The organism is Clostridia bacterium, from assembly GCA_035561135.1.
Lineage (GTDB): Bacteria > Acidobacteriota > Terriglobia > Terriglobales > Acidobacteriaceae > DATMYA01.
In genome coordinates this window covers 39511-58148 of record DATMYA010000052.1, presented here as the reverse complement: position 1 = coordinate 58148, position 18638 = coordinate 39511, and the positions used below count along the sequence as shown (strand labels likewise).

The 18638-nt window shown below is 59.1% G+C and carries 11 protein-coding genes; 4 read left to right on the top strand and 7 right to left on the bottom strand.

Features of this window, described 5'->3' with window-relative positions; genetic code table 11:
* Positions 1–214 precede the first annotated feature (214 nt).
* Both selB and VN622_11490 read right to left on the bottom strand, forming a co-directional pair.
* Positions 215–2107, bottom strand: coding sequence for a selenocysteine-specific translation elongation factor (gene selB / locus VN622_11495; GenBank protein ID HWR36483.1), 1893 nt, complete (start codon positions 2105–2107; stop codon positions 215–217).
* Between the two features lie 36 nt (positions 2108–2143).
* Positions 2144–3514, bottom strand: coding sequence for a hypothetical protein (locus tag VN622_11490; protein HWR36482.1), 1371 nt, complete (start codon positions 3512–3514; stop codon positions 2144–2146).
* Between the two features lie 273 nt (positions 3515–3787).
* Between VN622_11490 and purL the strand changes: the two genes are divergently transcribed.
* Positions 3788–6118, top strand: coding sequence for a phosphoribosylformylglycinamidine synthase subunit PurL (gene purL, locus VN622_11485; GenBank protein ID HWR36481.1), 2331 nt, complete (start codon positions 3788–3790; stop codon positions 6116–6118).
* Positions 6119–6166: 48 nt separating this feature from the next.
* On the top strand, positions 6167–7609 hold the full coding sequence (gene purF / locus VN622_11480) for an amidophosphoribosyltransferase (protein ID HWR36480.1): 1443 nt from the start codon (positions 6167–6169) through the stop codon (positions 7607–7609).
* A 60-nt stretch (positions 7610–7669) separates the two neighbouring features.
* Here the strand turns inward: purF and VN622_11475 are convergent, their stop codons facing one another.
* Complete coding sequence (locus VN622_11475) at positions 7670–8218, bottom strand: methylated-DNA--[protein]-cysteine S-methyltransferase (GenBank protein ID HWR36479.1); 549 nt, start codon at positions 8216–8218, stop codon at positions 7670–7672.
* An 81-nt stretch (positions 8219–8299) separates the two neighbouring features.
* On the opposite strand from VN622_11475, the gene VN622_11470 reads away from it, so the two are divergent.
* Entirely contained in the window at positions 8300–11020 is a 2721-nt protein-coding gene (locus VN622_11470) for a TonB-dependent receptor (protein ID HWR36478.1), read from the top strand.
* 171 nt (positions 11021–11191) lie between these two features.
* Positions 11192–12340: a serine/threonine-protein kinase gene (locus VN622_11465; protein ID HWR36477.1), complete on the top strand. Its 1149-nt coding sequence runs from the start codon at positions 11192–11194 to the stop codon at positions 12338–12340.
* 37 nt (positions 12341–12377) lie between these two features.
* Here VN622_11465 and VN622_11460 read toward each other — a convergent pair whose 3' ends face one another.
* From VN622_11460 to VN622_11445, 4 genes are all read right to left on the bottom strand, one after another.
* Positions 12378–13253, bottom strand: a complete 876-nt coding sequence (locus VN622_11460; protein ID HWR36476.1) for a DUF3365 domain-containing protein — start codon at positions 13251–13253, stop codon at positions 12378–12380.
* A gap of 252 nt (positions 13254–13505) precedes the next feature.
* Entirely contained in the window at positions 13506–14594 is a 1089-nt protein-coding gene (locus VN622_11455) for an OmpA family protein (GenBank protein ID HWR36475.1), read from the bottom strand.
* A 416-nt stretch (positions 14595–15010) separates the two neighbouring features.
* The gene (locus VN622_11450) at positions 15011–16141 is read right to left on the bottom strand and encodes a deoxyguanosinetriphosphate triphosphohydrolase (GenBank protein ID HWR36474.1); all 1131 of its coding nucleotides are present in this window, start codon (positions 16139–16141) and stop codon (positions 15011–15013) included.
* Positions 16142–16361: 220 nt separating this feature from the next.
* Positions 16362–18518, bottom strand: a complete 2157-nt coding sequence (locus VN622_11445) for a tetratricopeptide repeat protein (GenBank protein HWR36473.1) — start codon at positions 18516–18518, stop codon at positions 16362–16364.
* Positions 18519–18638 lie beyond the last annotated feature (120 nt).

Below are 18638 nucleotides of genomic sequence, written 5' to 3'. Positions count from 1 at the left end.
TTTCTTTGTTCAGAGATGAACGGAACTACCTTGATTATATCGGTCCAAAGAGATTGTCTTGCGCCCTTGCTCAGGAGGACAACACGTTAGACCTGAACCTCAGAAACATTAAGAACGAAAACTCAGAAGCTCACAAACAACAGGCGTCAAAAGTAACAAAAGCTTCATGCTGAGCGAAGCGAAGCATCTGCTGTTGAATTGAGGATCACCCTCGCTAGAGAATCACCCGCTCATCACCCACTCGGCGCGTCACCTTCTCGCGATCCAGGTATTCGAGCAGGGGGATCGCGTATTTGCGAGTAACTCCCGTCATGTCCTTGAATCGGGCGACGTCGATCTTTGCCGATTTCGCCTTCTCCAGCGCCATCTGCTGGCGCAAGCCATCCAGCGCATCGCGATGGAAGACCAGTTCGTCCGTAAGCTTTACCAGGACTTTGTCACGCAGCAGCAACGTCATGATCTTATGCGCGCGAGTGCGGTCCACGTTCACGCTTGCCAGTACGTCCTTCAGGGCCGGAACCTTCAGTCCGGCTGTGGCGAATGCAGTTTCAATCTTTTGCTTCGCCTCCGCCTCGTCGTCCCTCATGACGATGCCGCGTCCGGCGGCGCGCACGATGTCTCCAGTTACCTCGATCATTTTCTCCTGCAGTAGCGCATCGAAGCTTGCCGCAAAGACCTCCGGCAGCACGTCTTCGAAGCCTCCACGCAGTTCCTGAATGTTCATCCCAGGCGACAGCGGATTCTGCTTATGAAAGGTCTCGATTGCCCCAACGATCTCGCGCCGAATCTCCTCCAGCGCACGATCATGTATCAATGCTTCTGCAATGCGCCGCACTGGCTGCGCGCTCCGCAGCTTTTCTTCGAGTTCGACGCGCGTCCACCCGGTGCGAGCCACGGCGTCGTGAAACGTCATTCCGCGCTGTCCCATCGCCGCCACTCGCGTTTCCAGCGATGCCCCGTGACCTACGTCTGCAAGTACCTGCAATGCCTCGCGGCGCAACGCCATCGTCAGTCGCTTGGCGGAGGTATTTTCCAGTACTACTCCACCGCCAATCGTCACCACGGGAGAGAATTGCCGGACGATGAAACGATCCTCGGGCAACAGCAGTATGGGGTCAGTCAGCCGAAGTTCGGCCAGGCCCGTCGTCCCCGGCAGCAGTTCCTTAGTGCCGAGCAGCACGACCTCCGCCAGCATCTCTGCCGTGTAAGCGTGGAAGTGAACGCGTGCGCGGTCCTTCAGAGGCTTGGCCGTCGGCAGCAGCGAGAGTGAAACTCCAACCGTGCGCGTCGGGCGGAACAGCCCAGCTTCGGCCAGCATCATGCCGCGCGCAAGTTCCTCGGTGCCCACGCCCGCGAGGTTCAGCGCCGTGCGCTGTCCGGCGACAGCTTCATCGGCAGAGTTGCCATGCACCTGTACGCCGCGCACACGCAAGCGTTCGGCGGAAGGAAGCAGTTCGATTTCCTGCTCGCGCCGCACACGCCCGGAGTTCATCGTGCCTGTCACTACCGTACCGAAGCCTTTTATGCTGAACACGCGGTCGATCGGCAGGCGAAGCGGAGCTTTGGTGTTCTTGCCCGAAACCTCGTTCGCTACGCGCGCCAACTCCGTTCGCAGCACGTCCAGTCCCTCGCCGTTCTTTGCGCTCACCGCAATAATCGGCGACTGCGACGCATCGAGGAAGGAGCCGCGAACAAACTCCTCTACTTCCATGCGAACCACTTCCAACGTCTCGGGGTCCACCAGGTCGGACTTCGTCAACACCGTAATGCCGCGCCGCACGGAGAGCAGACGGCAGATGTCGAAGTGTTCGCGCGTCTGCGGCTTGATAGATTCTTCAGCGGAGATTACCAGCAGCACCAGGTCGATGCCGCCCACTCCGGCGAGCATATTGCGCACGAAGCGTTCGTGCCCCGGCACGTCCACAAAGCCGAGCCGAACGGAATCGCCTGCCGTGGGTAGCTCAAGATGCGCAAAGCCAAGGTCGATGGTGATGCCGCGGCGCTTCTCCTCTTCCAGGCGATCGGTATCGATGCCGGTGAGCGCGCGCACCAGCGCCGTCTTGCCATGGTCGATATGTCCGGCGGTGCCAACGATGACGGACTTCATCGCCGATAGTGTAGCGGAAATAGCAACGCTCGGGTTCTACCGCTTCACTGCCTGTCGCGGTGGCGCCGCCGGCTCAGCGACATTCACGATTCGCACGGACGGACGTGGGAGCGCAGCGCCAGCCTTCGCATTCCCATTGCGATCCAAACCATCCCAACCGCTGTGCGACAGGTAATAGAACGCATCGTCAACGAGCACGCCGTGTGTCGGATCGGCGAAGGCTTCGCTGTTCGCCGCCAGAACCTCCGCGCCTTTAATGGCCGTGTGCGAAGCGTTCAGTGCAAGCGACACAATGCGCTGCACGCCCCTACCGTTCTGCACCGCGATTAGTTGATCTCCATGCAGGTACAGGCCATCGATCTCGGCGGTCGCCACGCTATCGTCGTGCGTCAGCCAGGTCACCCGCCCTGAGCGCAGGTCAATGCGCCCGATGCCGCGCACGTAATCGGCAACGAACACGCTGAGGGCATCGCGATCGAACGCCGGTGTCTGCGGCGAAATGAACTCATCTGAATCAATGCCTTTCATCTGCCTCTCGCCGCTGTTTAGCAGATAAACTCCGCCGCTGTGTCCGTCGGAGACGACAACCGTTCCGCCATCACTAACGGCGATATCGCCGAGCACGCGCACAGCGCCGTCTGGCGCAGGCTCGAATCGCTCAAGAATGCGCCCCGATTCCATGTCCAGCTTCAGCAGCGCGGTTTTGCCCCATTCAGCGTTCGGGGAAGCTGAGAAATCCGGCAGTGCGGCCGCCGCTACCCACAAGGCCGGGTTCGTCCCGCTCTGTAGTGCAACGGCGAACACTGGCCATCCAGGATCTTTCGACAGATCGGCGAATTCGCTGACCTTCTTATCCTTGTCGATCCGCAACACCTTTTTCGCAAGCAGACTTGTAACGAAGAACGACCGAGTTTTGCGATCGTAAGTGATGTCTTCCGCCAGCAGTCCAGCGCCGTCGAGCGTCGTCCAGGTCGAACCGCGCTCCACGGCGGCGCGATTTGCTTTCATGCGCTCCATCAGCTTCAGAAAGCTCTTGTCGCCCGCAATCGACGCGAGGTCCGGATCCTTCGCCGCATCCGCCACCTGCCCCATGCGCACGAACATATCGAGCCAGTGCAGCGCTTCGGCGCGCCTGCCGGCCAGTGCGTTCATGCAGGCGAGATTGTAGGTTGTCGCGGAATGTCCCGGCGCAAGCGCGTGCAAGCCTAGCAGCGCTTTTCTCGCGCCTAGGATATCCTTCTGCAAGTTTGCTTTCTCGACCTTTTGGCGTAGCGAGGTGAACTTTGCCCGAGCCGTTTCGCGAGCCCTGTTTTGTTGAGGCCTGTTTTGCAGCTTGTTCTGCGTGGCAGCGAAGGAGCTCGCTGCCAGCAGCATGACCGCGCAGGCGCACAGCGTACGTGTGCTCATGGCTCGGAATTGTATTCGCGAAGTCTGAAAGTTGGAACAAATGGGAAGGGCTAAAAGGAACGACTAGCCCCGGTAAGGGGCTCAGGGGTGCGGCAGTTTTTCCTTCCCCTGAGCGGCCCCGACATTGTCGTCAGGACTCAATCGTTAGTTATAAACAGTAGATGCACAATCCTTCGAAGGGTTTGTTCGCTGCGCGCCCCATCGTGCGACGAATCGCGCTATCGCAGCGCTTTGCCCTGCGCCGTCCAGCGTGCGAAAATAGATGTATCCGCTATGACTTCCGCAGATAAACAGCCATCCATTACGCCGGAGGTCATCCGCGACCACGGAATCCGTCCAGACGAATATCAACGAATCCTGAAGTGGCTCGGACGCGAACCCTCGCTCACGGAGCTGGGCATCTTCAGCGTCATGTGGAGCGAGCACTGCTCCTATAAGTCTTCGCGGGTACACCTAAAGCGTCTGCCCACGCGCAGCAAACTGGTTGTGCAGGGACCGGGAGAGAACGCCGGCATCATCGACATCGGCGATGGTTGGGCGTGCGCCTTCAAGATCGAGTCGCACAACCATCCATCGTTTATTGAACCTTTCCAGGGAGCTGCCACCGGCGTCGGCGGCATTCTGCGAGACATCTTCACGATGGGCGCGCGTCCTGTGGCGGTTATGGATTCGCTGCGTTTCGGTCCGATTACCCAAGATGCGGCAAATACGACCGACCAGGAAACGATTCATCGCAACCACTCCATCATGGAGGGAGTGGTCAGCGGCGTTGCCTCGTACGGCAACTGCTTCGGTGTGCCTAACCTCGGCGGCGAAACAAAGTTTGAGCCCTGCTACAACGGCAATCCTCTGCTCAACGCCTTTGCGCTAGGCCTCGTGCGCCGCGAAAAGATTTTTTATGCCAAGGCTGCAGGGGCAGGCAATCCCGTCATCTACGTCGGATCGAAGACCGGACGCGACGGCATTCACGGCGCGACCATGGCCAGCGAAGAGTTCAGTGAAGGCTCCGAGGCGAAGCGTCCCAACGTTCAGGTGGGCGACCCATTCATGGAGAAGCTCCTGCTTGAAGCGTGCGTTGAAGCCATGGAGACTGGAGCCGTCGTCGGCATTCAGGATATGGGTGCTGCGGGCCTTACCTGCTCAACCTGTGAGATGGGCGGACGCGGTGGCGTTGGCCTTGAGATCGAGCTCGACCTTGTTCCTCAGCGCGAAACCGGCATGACCTCCTACGAGATCATGCTTAGCGAATCACAGGAGCGCATGCTCCTCGTCGCCGACAAGGGCCGCGAAGAGGAAGTGTTCGCAGTCTTCCGCAAGTGGGGACTCGATGCTGTCACGATCGGCCGCGTGATTAACGAGAACAAGATGCGCGTGTTGCAACACGGCCAGGTCGTTGCTGAAATTCCCAACGACGCGCTGACCGATGACGCGCCGCTCTACCATCGTCCGATGGAGCCTTGGGTTTCTCCTCTTCCGCCGACCCGTCCCGAGCACGTCAGCATCGGAGGCGCGGTCGACTTGGAAGCGAACTTGAAGCGCCTGCTCGCCAGTCCCAACATCTGCGACAAGCACTGGGTTTACGAGCAGTATGATTCCATGGTCCAGACCAATACGGTCGAGGGACCCGGCCGTGAAGCCGGAGTCATTCGCATCAAGGGCACGAATCGCGGCTTGGCCATGGCGCTCGACGGCAACGGACGCTGGTGCTATCTCTCGCCGAAGCTTGGCGCAATGCACGCCGTCGCGGAAGCCTGCCGCAACGTAGCCTGTTCCGGCGCGACGCCCGTGGCCGCCACTAATTGCCTCAACTTTGGAAATCCTGAGAAGCCGCCCATCATGGGGCAGTTCTCGGAAGTGATCGACGGCATCACCGAAGCGTGCGAAAAGCTGGCGACGCCCATTACCGGCGGCAATGTCAGTTTCTACAACGAGACGCTCGGCGAGGGAATTTACCCGACGCCCGTGATCGGAATCGTCGGCACCATCGAAGATATCAACCGCGCAGGCAGGCCCGAGTTCGCCGCGCCCGGCCGCGTCCTCGTGCTGCTCAATGGCTCTTCGCCCGTCTCCGCCGCCGAGGCGGAAACGCGTCTTGGCTCCTCGGAATACGCCAAGGAAATTCTCGGCGCGATCTGGGGACTGCCCCCAGCGCTCGATCTCGACAAGGAATTGGCACTGCAAAAGGCGCTGATCGAAATCATCGGCGCTGGCCTCGCGGACTCCGCCAAGGACGTCTCCGAAGGTGGATTGGCCGTCACTCTGGCCGAAGCTGGATTCACTCGCGGCATTGGAGTTGACGTTCAACTCAGGTCAGATGGCTATTCACCCGAGTACCTGCTTTTCGGTGAAAACGCCAGTCGCGTGCTGCTTTCGTGCGACTCGAAGCAGCTCGGGAGAATCCAACAAGTAGCGTCGAATCACGGCATAACCTGCTCACAAATTGGCACTACAGCGGCCGACGGGTTCTCCATCTCGATCGATGGCGCGAAGGTTCTTTCCGCCAAAGTGCCGGAGTTGCGGCAGGTATGGTCATCGGCTTTGGAACGGGCGCTACACACGGAAACGGAAGAGCGCCTGGTTCCGGCGGTGCTGCAGCGCAGTTGATAAACGCGTGCAAAAAGCAAGCCGGTAAAGGGGTAACAGGGTGGGTGCATGTTTTTAGTTCTCGACAAGTTGCATGAGGAATGTGGCGTTGTGGCCATCTACGGCCATGCTGAGGCCTCTAAGCTGGCCTATCTCGGCCTTCATGCGCTACAGCATCGCGGTCAGGAATCGGCCGGCGTCGCCTCGTCCGACGGTGAACTCGTGCACGTTTACAAAGCCATGGGCCTTGTTGCCGATATCTTCAACGAGGAAACGCTCAAGCGCGTTCCCGGCCGCCTTGCCATCGGACACACCCGCTACTCCACGACCGGCGACTCCGCACTTCTGAATGCCCAGCCTATCCGCGTTGAGTGCAACAAGGGACGTATCGCTCTCGCCCACAACGGCAATTTGGTGAATGCCGCCCAGATTCGTCAGCGATTTGAAAAGCAGGGAAGCATATTCCAGACGACCAGCGATTCCGAGATCATCCTGCACCTCATCGCGCAGTCGCGCGAGCACGAGTTGCCGGAGGCCATTGCCGATTCGCTACGTCGCGTGGAGGGTGCGTTCTCAGTCGTTCTCATCACGCCTGACCACATCTTTGCCGCGCGGGACTCGCGTGGTTTCCGCCCGCTTGTGATGGGCCGCATTCCGGCAACGGGCGCTGGACAGAAGGACACGATCGTCTTTGCCTCAGAAACCTGCGCCTTCGATCTTCTCGGCGCCATCTACGAACGCGAAGTTAAACCCGGCGAGTTGGTCGTCGTCGGACCAGAAGGCGTTTACTCACGCTTCTACGCGTCCTCTTCAATGCCGCACTCGAGTTGCATCTTCGAGCACGTGTATTTCTCGCGTCCGGACAGCGTCGTGTTTGGCCGCGCAGTGCAGGAGAGTCGCGAACTGATGGGCCGCCGTCTTGCCGCTGAATCGCCAGTCGTGGCCGACATCGTCGTGCCTGTGCCAGATTCGGGCGTCACCGCAGCAATGGGCTTTTCGCACGAGAGCGGGATTCCGTTCGCCTTCGGTCTTATTCGGAACCACTACGTCGGTCGCACTTTCATCGAACCCGAACAGCGCGTGCGGGACTTTGGCGTCAAGCTCAAGCTCAACCCAGTGCGCAGCGTGCTCGAAGGCAAGAGCATCGTGCTCGTGGACGACTCCATTGTCCGTGGCACCACCAGTCGCAAGATCGTCCGCATGATCCGGGACGCCGGAGCCGTCGAAGTGCATGTACGCATCTCATGCCCTCCGACCATTGGCCCTTGCTACTACGGCGTTGACACACCCGAGCGCCGTCACCTCATCGCCGCCAACAAGACCGTTGATGAGATTCGCGAGTACATTGGCGCCGACTCGCTCGCCTTTCTCTCGCTCGAAGGGCTTCGGGAAGCCTGTGCCGAGGGCGGCGAAACCCAATACTGCACCGGTTGCTACACCGGTCGCTATCCGACAAACTTTGTCGCCGTTCATCAGATACAGACGGCAGAAGAAATCGCAAAAGCGAAATAGGCCAGCGCTAGCAGCGGTTGTCCCTCAGATGCAATCGCTGTCTATTCAGAACATGCAAACTCACTCGCTTGCGGCGGCGGCGAACGGCAATCGCAACGAGGCAAAATCCACGCGCACCCCTTCCAGTTCGAGTAGCCAACGCTTGGCATCGAGTCCAGCGGCGTATCCGCCGAGCGTGCCGTCGCTGGCGAGCACGCGATGACAGGGCACGACGATGGCAATGGGGTTGTCGTGGTTCGCCATACCGACGGCGCGGAATCCCTTTGCACATCCGACCTGTTGCGCGATCTGCGCGTAGCTGCGCACTGCGCCATAAGGAATCGTCAGCAGGGCATTCCAGCACTTGAGCTGGAAGTCGGTGCCGCGTAGATCGAGCGGGAAGGTAAACTCGCGGCGCATTCCGGCAAAGTATTCCTCCAGCTCTCGAACAAACGGTTGCGTGCGCTCGGCGCTCTCGACAATCTGTTCGCGTGCGATGCTCGAGGCAACGCTGCTGCGCTCGAACTCAAGACGCACAAGGCCCCGTTCGGCTACGGCGAGGACTAGCGTTCCTACCGGCGAAGACATTCGAGTGCAGTAGAGCGTTGGCATCGCTCGATTCTCGCGCATTGTGTTTCCCGTGGCGAGCGGATTCCGGCGTTGTCCCTCCAGCCTGTCCGCAGCTTATAATCCGGGTACTCTGGAGGGATTATGCGGCGTTGCGGCGGGGTGGTTCTCCTCGTTCTTTGTATCTTCAGTTCCGGCGCTTTCACTTCAGCTACCGCGCCCGCGCCGGCGATTGAGCTGGCAGGCAAGGTCACGGCCAGAGGTCGAGTTGCGATAGCCGACGCTCTGGTTTCGCTGATTACGCCGCCACAGTCCGTCATTGCAACCACCCGCACGAACGCAGACGGCAGCTTCACATTCCCCTCAGTTCGTCCGGGCAGCTACATCATCCGCGTACAGGCGACTTCTCTTTCGGAGCGGCGCGTTGCAGTACAAGTAAGCGCTTCTCGTTCGAACTTAATCACTGTAGATCTTGATTTCGCGGCTACTCCCGAAGAGCTTACGGTGACTGCCGAGCGCGGTGTCGTGGAGGAAACGCACACGGCCACGCAGCAGGTGAACGTCATCAATGGCGCCGAACTTGCTATTCGAGTGAAGGCGGTTACGGCACAGGCCGCCCAGGAGGAAGAGGGAGTTACCCTGCAACGCACGAGTCCAACCATCTCGGGCGTGTTTGTGAGGGGCCTCACTGGGAACCGTGTGAACGTATACGTTGATGGCGTACGGTACTCGACTTCGGCACAGCGCGGCGGCATCAACACGTTCTTCAATTTGAACCAGGCGAGCGGCCTCGATGCGATCGAGATCATCCGTGGCGCATCGAGCGCGCAGTATGGAAGTGACGCGATTGGCGGGACGGTGCAGTTGATCGGCGTAGCGCCGCTAGTGAGCGATGAGCGATTGTTCAGCGGTAAGTACAGCGCGATCGGCACGACTGCCGACGCGAGTTACGGCTCAAACCTGCAACTCCTCTATAGCAGCAAGAACTTCGGCTCTGTGTTGAACCTCGATGGATTCCGCGCGAACAGGCTTCGCACCGGCGGGGGCGTGGACTCTCATTCGGCCTTCGCGCGATTTTTCGGCTTGCCGTCCGATCTCTTTATAGGCTCGCGACTGCCCGACACTGCCTCTACTCAGTACGGCGGAAGTTTCAAAGCGATGTGGACTCCTGCTGTTCACACCCATATTACGGCCAGCTACAGCCGGGCGCAGCAGGATGGCGGCAGGCGCTACGACCAGACACTCGGGGGCGACGGAAACCTGATCGCAGACCTGCGGAACCTGATGTCCGATCTGTTCTATGTACGGATGGACAAGTACAAGTTAGGTCCGGTGGATCGTGCAAGCCTGACGTACTCGTATAACGCGCAGCGCGAAGAGCGCGTGAACCAGGGCGGAAATGGGAATCCTGTGGCAGCGATTACTCATGAGCCGGAGCGCACGCATGTTCATGGCGTGCAGGGATTGCTGGACAAGATGATGTTCAAGAACGACGTGGTTCTTGGCGCGGAGTATTATCAGGAGGCGATACGCGCGTCATCGTACGCGCTGGATACAGTGAGCGGCATCGCGACCGTTCGCCGTGGCCGCGTTCCAGATCGCGCAGCCTACCGTAGCGGAGGCATCTACCTTCAGGACGTCTACTCGCCTTTCCGCAAGATTACGCTGGCGGGTGCTGCACGTTACAGCGTTGCTTCCTACCGTTCGCGGCAGAGTGACAGCCCGCTTGTTGGCGGCAAGCCGCTGTGGCCAGATGATTCCTTGCGGGTGGGTGCTTGGACCTACCGCGTGGGCGCCGTGTTCTCGCCCATTGAGCCGCTCGCCTTTTTCGCAAATGCCAGCCGCGGCTTTCGTGCGCCGCACATCACGGACCTGGGAACGCTTGGACTAACGGGCTCCGGATTCGAGGTTGCTGCGCCGGAGATCGCAGGACTGGGCGCGATGGTTGGAGACTCGGCATTGCGAACGGCAACCAGTTCAGGGCTGCCGGTTGCGCAACTCAAGCCGGAAACGAGCCAGAATTACGAAGTCGGCGTGCGTGCAAAAACTAAGCTGTTCAGCGTCAATGTCTCCGGCTTCATCAACGACATCAATGACAGCATCACAAAACAGGCCCTGATCCTCCCGGCGAGCTCCGTTGGGCTTACGCTTGGGGGCGTGCCGATCACCTCGCAGGATCCGACCGGAACGGTTTTCGTGGCCGCCAGTTCGACTCCAGTGCTTGTACGCGCCAATTGGGATGATGCGCGGATTTGGGGACTGGAACATCGAGGAGAGCTTCGCCTCCGTTCCAACTGGCAACTGGGAACGGTTCTTACCTACATCCATGCGGCCGACAAACGCACAGGCCAAGCTCCGAATTTTGAAGGCGGGACTCCGGCACCGGACGGTTATTTAAAACTTCGCTATACACACAAGAGAGGGCATTGGTGGATTGAGCCCTATGTTCACGCAGCATTGCGGCAGGAGCGTCTGTCCACCCTGGATATAGAAGACCGTCGCACGGGCGCAACACGCTCCCGGAGCAGCATCCAGAACTTCTTCCGGCGCGGAGCTACGGTCCGCGGCTTCGTGTCGCCGGGAACGGATGGTGTTCTGGGTAACGCCGACGATCAGTTGATTGCGACGGGTGAGACCCTGGCGCAAATCCAAACGCGTGTTCTTGGCACAGCTGCGCAGGCTCCTCTATACGACCATCTCCCCGGTTACATGACCATCAACCTGCGGGGCGGATACCACATTGGCGAGCGGCAGTCACTCGTCGCCGAGTTCGAGAACATAGGCGATCGCATCTACCGCGGTATCAGTTGGGGCGTGGATGCTCCCGGCCGCAGCGCAACTGTTCGCTACACGTACACATTCTAAAAAATGGAAGTTGCGATCGCCGGCGAGTGCGCAGATTTCGAGAATGGCTGCTCGTGTTCGGACTAGAATCGGTGAACAGCGTGCCGAGTTCGGTGACTTGCGCCGAGCCAGGCTCAATTCCAGCAAGCGCTCAAGACATTTCAACATCTTCGCTCGACCACACGGCTTTCTATGGGACTCGCAGTCGGTGAAGTCATCGGCGATTACCAGGTCATTGCCCACCTCGGTGCGGGTGGCATGGGTGACGTGTACAAAGTCCAGCACGTCATTTCTCAACGCGTCGAGGCTTTGAAGCTACTGCTCGAGGGTGATAGCAGCCACGAGATCGGCGAGCGTTTCGCGCGTGAAATACGTGTGCTGGCGCGCCTGCAACATCCGAACATCGCCGCGCTGCATACCGCATTCCGCTCAGGCGAGCGTCTCGCGATGGTGATGGAGTATGCAGAAGGGACCACGCTCTGCGCTAAGTTGCGGCCCCCTGGTATCACCATCACGGAAGGCCTCTTCTACGTGTCCCAGGTATTATCCGCGTTGGCCTATGCGCATAAGCACGGTGTGGTACATCGCGATATCAAGCCGTCCAACATCGTCATCGGCGTGGACAACATAGTGAAGGTCGTAGACTTCGGTATCGCGGTCAGCGGCCGCGACGCACGGCTGACGGTTTCGGGCAATGTGGTGGGATCGTTCCACTACATGTCTCCTGAACAGATTGGCGGATCTGAAGTCGATGCGCGTTCGGACATTTACTCTGTCGGCGTCACTTTGTATGAGGTGGTCACAGGTAAGCTGCCAGTCGATGGACCGAATCAATACGCGATTATGACCGGGCACCTCAACCACACGCCCGCTCCGCCTGGCGAAATCGACCCGCACGTACCAGCCGATCTGTCGCGAACGGTGATGAAAGCGTTGGCCAAGAATCCCAACGCTCGCTACCAGAGCGCCGAGGAGTTGCTCTCGGACCTGAACGTCGTGCAGTCCGAGTACGCCACCACCATGGATTCGATGGTGACTGTTGTGAGTCCGTCGAAACGTCCGTCGGGGGGAAGCGGCGGACATCACACACCATCCCGCCGTAAGAGCGACCTGCACGACCCACAGCAGGTCGGCGTTTTGCTTTCAGAGCACCCCGCCGTAGTGGATGAAGTCGGAAGAGAACTTGCGTCCTACATCGGGCCGATTGCGAAGATCATCGTCCGGCGCGTGGCAAAAGACTGTAGCACCGTTCATGATCTTTTTGCCGCCGTCGCGCAGGAAATCGATTCAGCTAAGGACCGCGAGAAGTTTCTTGCCGCAAAGCGCCGCTATGTGAGGTAGCAATCGCTGACGCACCCGCTTTCTCGCTACACCATCGTTACTGGTTCAACATCCCGAACGCCTTCACAAGGCTCACGTACATACGGTTGAATGAGGCGGTTACCTGCGCAATCTCATCGTTGCCTTTGACGGGCAGTTCCGGCAAATCCAGTTCACCTTTACTGATGCGGTCCGCCGTTTGCGCCAAGCGCCGCACTGGACGTATGACGGTCACCACCAGCGCCGCATCGATGACAAGCAGCGTGATGATGAAAATGCCAATGAGATAGGCCATCAGTTTGCGGAAAGCTTGATCGGCGATTTGTACCGGAACTGCCATCGGTACGGTGACGACTTGCGCCGCGATAACCTCATTCTCTCTCCAGCCAAATCCATTCCCGCTGCCATAGGCTTTGATCAGCGCGCGAGGTGCGAGTTCGGGCGTGTTGTGACACTCCAGGCAACTCTGAGCTACCGTGATCGGCCGCGCCAGGTACAAGACGCGTCCGGTCGGTGCTTCGCGCTCGCCGACAAATTCCTTCTTATCAGGATTGTTTCTAAAAAATCCAACGACGTCGGCTTCCCAATCCACTGCGCGATTTCGCAGATTCGTGGGATTCAGCGACGCTTCCTTGTAAACGTACTCCGGATAATTCTTGCGCAAACGACTGAAGATTGTCGTTGCCGCATAAGCAGGCACAGTTTGCGGCAGAAACCTCCTGGTGTGCGCCTGGTTGGTGACCAACAGCGGCTTGATTTCCTCGGATGTGTAATCGCGCGTTGAACGGGCGCTCGCCATCATCAACTCGGCCTGCTTCAGGACTTGTGAGCGCGCGTTTTCAATCAGGAACTGGTACGCGATTCGGGAGATGACAAACAGTCCCGTCCCGAACAGCAGGACAAAGATGAGGTTGAACTTCGTCAGGAGCTTCATGCCATCCTCCCTGGTGAGGCGTAGTTTAGTCCAGGTCGGCGCATGCAATTTCGCGAAAGCAGAGCTCGTTGGAGAAACACTCGCGATGAGCTACTTGCCTGAATTTTCGCTCACAGCCACGACTCGCACCTGCAACTCACGCGTCCTCCTCGCGGCGGCCACCAGTTTCGCGGCAAAACGAAGGCCTCTCCTGACGAGAGGCCTTCGCGTTAGGCGCGCTTCCCTGAACCGCGCCATTCACCATATCGTTAGCTACCGAGGGTTGTTGTCCATCTTCGGCGGTTCCTGTTGCGTCGGCGCTGCTACGGTGCCTGTCGACTGCCCCTGCGTGGATGAAGGCTGCGTAGTGGAACCGGTGACGCCACCCTGAGTCTGCGTAGCGGTTCCTTGCGCCGCGCTGCCAGTCGAGGTTTGCATGCCCATATCGGACGAAGTTCCCGTGGCAGAAGCGAGTTGATCGAGGTTATTCTTCAGCAGTGTGACTTCCACGCGACCGGCGCGAACCCGAGTCGCCTTGCCCTCGGCGTCCTTAACAGGGGCGTTGCCCATGCCGAGAACGAAGATACGGTAAACCGGGATCTGGTGCTCAAGCACCAGGTAGCGAACGACGGCGTCGGCCATATTCTGCGAGGTCTGAATGGCAGCCGAGCCACGTCCGGGCGAAAAGCCTTGAACTTCTACGACGTAGCCTTTCTGGTCCTTCAAGCTGGCGGCCATTTCGTCGAGCGCAGCTTTCGCCTTCTGGCTCAGGAGCGTCTGTCCGCTACGGAAGCGGATTTCGGTCTGGGTCGCAGGCTGGTACTGGTCGATGTTGCCTACGACGTTAGCGACGGTCGTGAGGCGCGTGTTGGCCTGCTCGGCGGTCTGGTGAGCCGTCTGGGCACGATTGCCGGCCTCGATAGCGTGCTGGTCGGCTTCATTCGCCTTGGCGGAAGCCATGCGGATGCCCTCCTGCGCGCGGCTATCAACGTCCCGCACCATCTGCGAGTTCTTGGAAGTCAACTCATCGAGTTCGTTGACACGGTTACGGATCGGACTAAGCTGGCGCGAAACATACTTCTTGCGCGCAAACGGATTCAGCTTGCCCCAGAATCCCTGGCGCGTGTCCTGCTGAAGAGGCTGGTGTGCGGCGAGGTTGGCATCGGCCTGGGCCTGATCTGACCGGACCTGCGAAGTGTCGCTCTGCTGCATTCCGGTGCTCTGCGAGCTGGCGCCGGTCTGCGTGGAAGTTGCCGCGGGCTGCTGGGGTTCTGTGCTCTGCGAGCTTGACGAAGTTTGCGCTATAGCCGGAACCATCAGGGTTGCGGCTAAGGGCAGCGCGAGTAGAAAGCGATTCTTCATTGCGATTCCTCCGGAATAGGGGAGCCCTGGGGAACTTCCCCGGCCAAATTTGTCGAGCCTAAAACCTCGAAATTCGTCGGCACGTCTTCAGGTCGTACCGTGAGTTGGTTCATGGGCGGAGCGCCTCCAGCAATTCGAGGTGGTCGCACCCTGCCCAGCTCTGCATCGGTGAAGTTGATGCCTACGCATTTGCTATTACAGGTAACGTGCCAAACCAACTTGGCATGTTCCCGGCTGTAACTTCTTTGTTTTCAGACGCACATTTTTGAGGCGACACAGGGCAGGTGAGTAGAAAGGGGATGGGTGAGTAAATTCGTCCGATTGAAGAAGTTACAGGAAAGTAACTAGCTGGACTTGAGAGCTGTGGTGGGGCTCAACGAAGAACTCGTCGTGTGCACCAAGGTTCTGTGGCGAAATCAACCCCGGGCGATTCTTCTCGGGATCAGTCTGCGGTGTTGATCCTGGACGTAGTTGTCCGTCATGCCGGCGATGTAATCGCAGATGACGCGGGCGAGAGTTTCGCCTTCGGCTTGGCGCTGGTAGCTGGGCGGAAGTTGGTCAGGGTGTGACATCCAGTGAGAGAAAAGCTCGCTCACCACACGATCGGCCGTTTGCTTCTCCGGTTTAAGCGCGGTGCTGAAGTAGAGACGATCGTAAAGAAACGCCTTCGCCTCGCGGCGCTCGTCCTCAACTTCCGGGCTGAAGGCGGCGAGGCGCTTGGGAAAATTCCGCACGTCTTCGAGGGTGCAAGTGCCGGAGGCCTTTACGTTGCGCGCGGTGTTCTCGATGAGGTCGCCGACTAAGCGGTTCATCATGCGTTTCAACGCTTCGTTGAATTGCAGCTTGGCGGGCGCATCGGGATGGCTAGCGGCGACTTCAGGGAAGTAGCGTTCAAAGATGCGAACGCGCTGCCGAATCTCGTCCAGCGAGAGGAGCTTCGCTTCGAAGCCATCGTCCAGGTCGGCTGTGTTATAGGCGATTTCGTCAGTGAGGTCGATTAGTTGCGCTTCGAGTGGCGGACGCTGATTGAGAAGATATTCGGCGAGTTCGGGATGAGCATCAACGTCGTAATCGTGCGAATGCTTGATGATGCCTTCGCGCACCTCGAAAGTGAGATTGAGGCCCGGGAAATCTATGTAGCGATGCTCGAACTGCTCGACTATGCGGAGGGCGTGCAGGTTGTGATCGAACGATTCACCGTGCTCGCGCATGGCGGCGTCGAGAGCCTTCTCGCCGGCGTGTCCGAACGGCGGATGTCCGATGTCGTGCGCGAGCGCAAGCGTTTCGACGAGGTCAACGTTGAGCGAGAGTGCGGCGGCGATAGTTCGAGAGATTTGCGCAACTTCGATAGTGTGGGTCAGGCGAGTGCGAAAGTGGTCTGACAAGCGGCGGGTGAAAACCTGCGTCTTGTTTTCCAGGCGGCGGAAGGCGCGCGCGTGAATGATGCGGTCGCGGTCGCGCTGGAAGTCATTGCGATACGGATGCGCGGACTCGTGGAAGCGACGTCCTCGGGAGTGCTGAACTTGGACGGCGTAGTCGGCGAGCATGGGGGCATTGTAATGCAAGAGCGGTCATGAGTCGCGGGTCGCGAAAGTTGCGACTGCGAAGTTAACGCCGAGGAACTGAGGCGCGAGGCACGAAAGCTCAAAAGCACAATTCAAGGGTTGAGCATGTCTCTCTGAAGTGGGTCGACACCTACAGGTAGCGACACTCGAACCCGACTCCCGAGTTACGACTCGCGACCCTCGACCCACGACTCGCGACCTCTTACTTCTGCTTTGCCAACCGAATTCGGGCGCCTTCGAGTTTCTTCTGGACCTTGGCTACGTCCTGCTGGTCAACTTCGGCGGAGACCGTTTTGTTCCATTCTTGCAGAGCGCGCTCCCAGTGATTCACGGCGAGTTTCAACCGGCCCGTTTTGAGATAGAGGTCGGCAACGTGATCGTGTACGGTCGGATCGTTGTCCATGCGCTCGATGGCTTTGCGCAGGTTCTCTTCCGCTAGCTCGTAGTTCCCGATCTTGTAATAGGCCCAGCCGAGCGAGTCGAGATACGCGCCGTTCTGCGGATCGAGTTGTACGGCCTTGCGGATGTATCCGAGCGCTTCTTCGAGACGCGTGCCCCGGTCGGCGAGCATGTATCCGAGATAGTTCAACGCGGTGGCGTTGCGAGGATCGGCGGCCAGTACGCGGCGGAAAGAGGCTTCAGCCTGGTCGTATTTTTTCTGCCGCTCATAGATGGAACCGGCGACGAAGGATACGTATTCCTTCTCTTCCTGGCGGCTGGAGAGTTCATCGGCTTTGGCGATTGCTTGTTCGGCATCCGGCCAGCGGCGCAGGCGGCTGTACATTTGCGCGAGGGCGATCCAGGTCTCGCGATCTTCCGGAGTCCCTTTGATCATGCTGCGGACCTGTGCGATGGCGGAATCCGCCTGGCCCTGGTCGGCGAGTTGAGAAGCAAGCATGATGCGAAGGCCGCGATCGTTGGGTAGCTTATCGACAGCTTCCTGCGCTGCTGCCGTGGCTTGCGGCCACTGCTTGGCATCGCGATACGTTTCAATGAGCTGCTGGTACGCGCGCGAGGCGTTATCATCTCCGAGCGAGATCATCTTGCGGAAAGTATCCACGGCGAGCTGCGTCTTGTTGATCTCGCGATAAATAGTGCCGAGGCGCTCGAGGAAGACTGAGCGGTTGTTGCGCTCGCCGGGCGTGTAACTGCCGTCAGGCTTTTCGCTGCGCTGGAGCAGTTGCTGCAGGGTCTGTGCAGCTTCGTCGTATTTGCCCATGGCTTCCGAAATAACGGCCAGGTTGTAAGGCACTTCCAGCGAGTCTGGCACGATGGCCTGGGCGCGTTTGAGCGCATCGAACGCGAGATCGAACTTGCCGTCCCGGCGATGGATCTCGGCAATGCGCATGTAGGTTTGCGCGTCCTGCGGATCGGCTTCGGCAATGAGGTTGTACTGCTCCAGAGCGGCCTCGACCTGACCGTCGTTCATGAGGTTCTGCGCAAGACCGCGAAGCGAGTCGAGGTTGTCCTTGTCCAGTTCGACAGCCTTTTTGTAGGCCTCGATGGCGTGCTTGTAATCCTTCTTCTGCTCGTAGGTGTATCCGAGCCCGGCATACACCTTGGCGGTGCGCTCGCTCTCCGGGATGGACTCGAGAATGGCCTGGGCGCGTGCGGAATCGCCTTCCTCGTTGTACAGGTAAGCGAGCGTGGAGACCGCTTCTTCGGAATTGGGCTGCAAGGCTACGGCTGTCTTGAATTCGCTCTCGGCTTTGGCCAGTTCGTTGTTAAGACGGTAGAGGCGGCCAAGCAGGAGATGATCCTCGACACTCTTCGGGTCGATTTTGACAATTGCCTCGTACTGTTCGATGGCGAGCTTAAGGATGTTCTGCGACTGCGTGCCAGCCTGCATGTCGCCCAGAGAGCGCAGGTAGATGCGGCCAAGCAGCTTGTGGGCTTCTACGTTGTCGGGATCGCGCTTAAGAATTTCCTGCGCTTCGAGAACGGCATCGCGAATGCGTCCGGTACGAACGTAGAGTTCGGCGAGCCCGGCATTCAGGTACTCGGACGACGGATCGTTCTCGATGGCCAGGCGGTATTCCTCGATAGCTTTGTTGGCGTACTCGCTTCGGCCGTAGGTGCTCAGCATCTCCTCGTACATGTGCGCGAGGGTGTAGTGGTAGTACGCCGAGGCGCGGTTCGGCACCTTGCGGTCGGTCTTCACTGGCTCGGGCGCCTTCGGCTCGGAACCACTCTCAACCTTCTGCGAGTTCGGGCTCGTGGGAGTCGCTGGCTCCGTCGGCGGTCTCATGCCGGGGTCAACGGTCGGTGCCGCTGGGGTTGCATTCTTTTGAGTTTGCGCAAAGCCCGGTATAGAAGCCGCAAGGAGCAACAAGACGAAAAGACGCTTTTTAGATGCCATGTTAAGGAGACCAGCCGTTGTTCTAGTTTTTTGATGCGCAAGCGCCTGTGTTGGAATCACGGTTATTTTATCGCCTCGGAGGGTTAGACGTCCGAAGAGCAGTTTTGACACGCAGCTTTG

Bases quoted from the DNA above. Each gene is read 5' to 3' on its own strand.
- VN622_11450 (HWR36474.1), bottom strand. From the start codon at position 16,141: ATGCTCGCCGACTACGCCGTCCAAGTTCAGCACTCCCGAGGACGTCGC.
- purF (HWR36480.1), top strand. From the start codon at position 6,167: ATGTTTTTAGTTCTCGACAAGTTGCATGAGGAATGTGGCGTTGTGGCC.
- VN622_11460 (HWR36476.1), bottom strand. From the start codon at position 13,253: ATGAAGCTCCTGACGAAGTTCAACCTCATCTTTGTCCTGCTGTTCGGG.
- selB (HWR36483.1), bottom strand. From the start codon at position 2,107: ATGAAGTCCGTCATCGTTGGCACCGCCGGACATATCGACCATGGCAAG.
- VN622_11470 (HWR36478.1), top strand. From the start codon at position 8,300: ATGCGGCGTTGCGGCGGGGTGGTTCTCCTCGTTCTTTGTATCTTCAGT.
- VN622_11475 (HWR36479.1), bottom strand. From the start codon at position 8,218: ATGCGCGAGAATCGAGCGATGCCAACGCTCTACTGCACTCGAATGTCT.
- purL (HWR36481.1), top strand. From the start codon at position 3,788: ATGACTTCCGCAGATAAACAGCCATCCATTACGCCGGAGGTCATCCGC.
- VN622_11490 (HWR36482.1), bottom strand. From the start codon at position 3,514: ATGAGCACACGTACGCTGTGCGCCTGCGCGGTCATGCTGCTGGCAGCG.
- VN622_11445 (HWR36473.1), bottom strand. From the start codon at position 18,518: ATGGCATCTAAAAAGCGTCTTTTCGTCTTGTTGCTCCTTGCGGCTTCT.
- VN622_11455 (HWR36475.1), bottom strand. From the start codon at position 14,594: ATGAAGAATCGCTTTCTACTCGCGCTGCCCTTAGCCGCAACCCTGATG.
- VN622_11465 (HWR36477.1), top strand. From the start codon at position 11,192: ATGGGACTCGCAGTCGGTGAAGTCATCGGCGATTACCAGGTCATTGCC.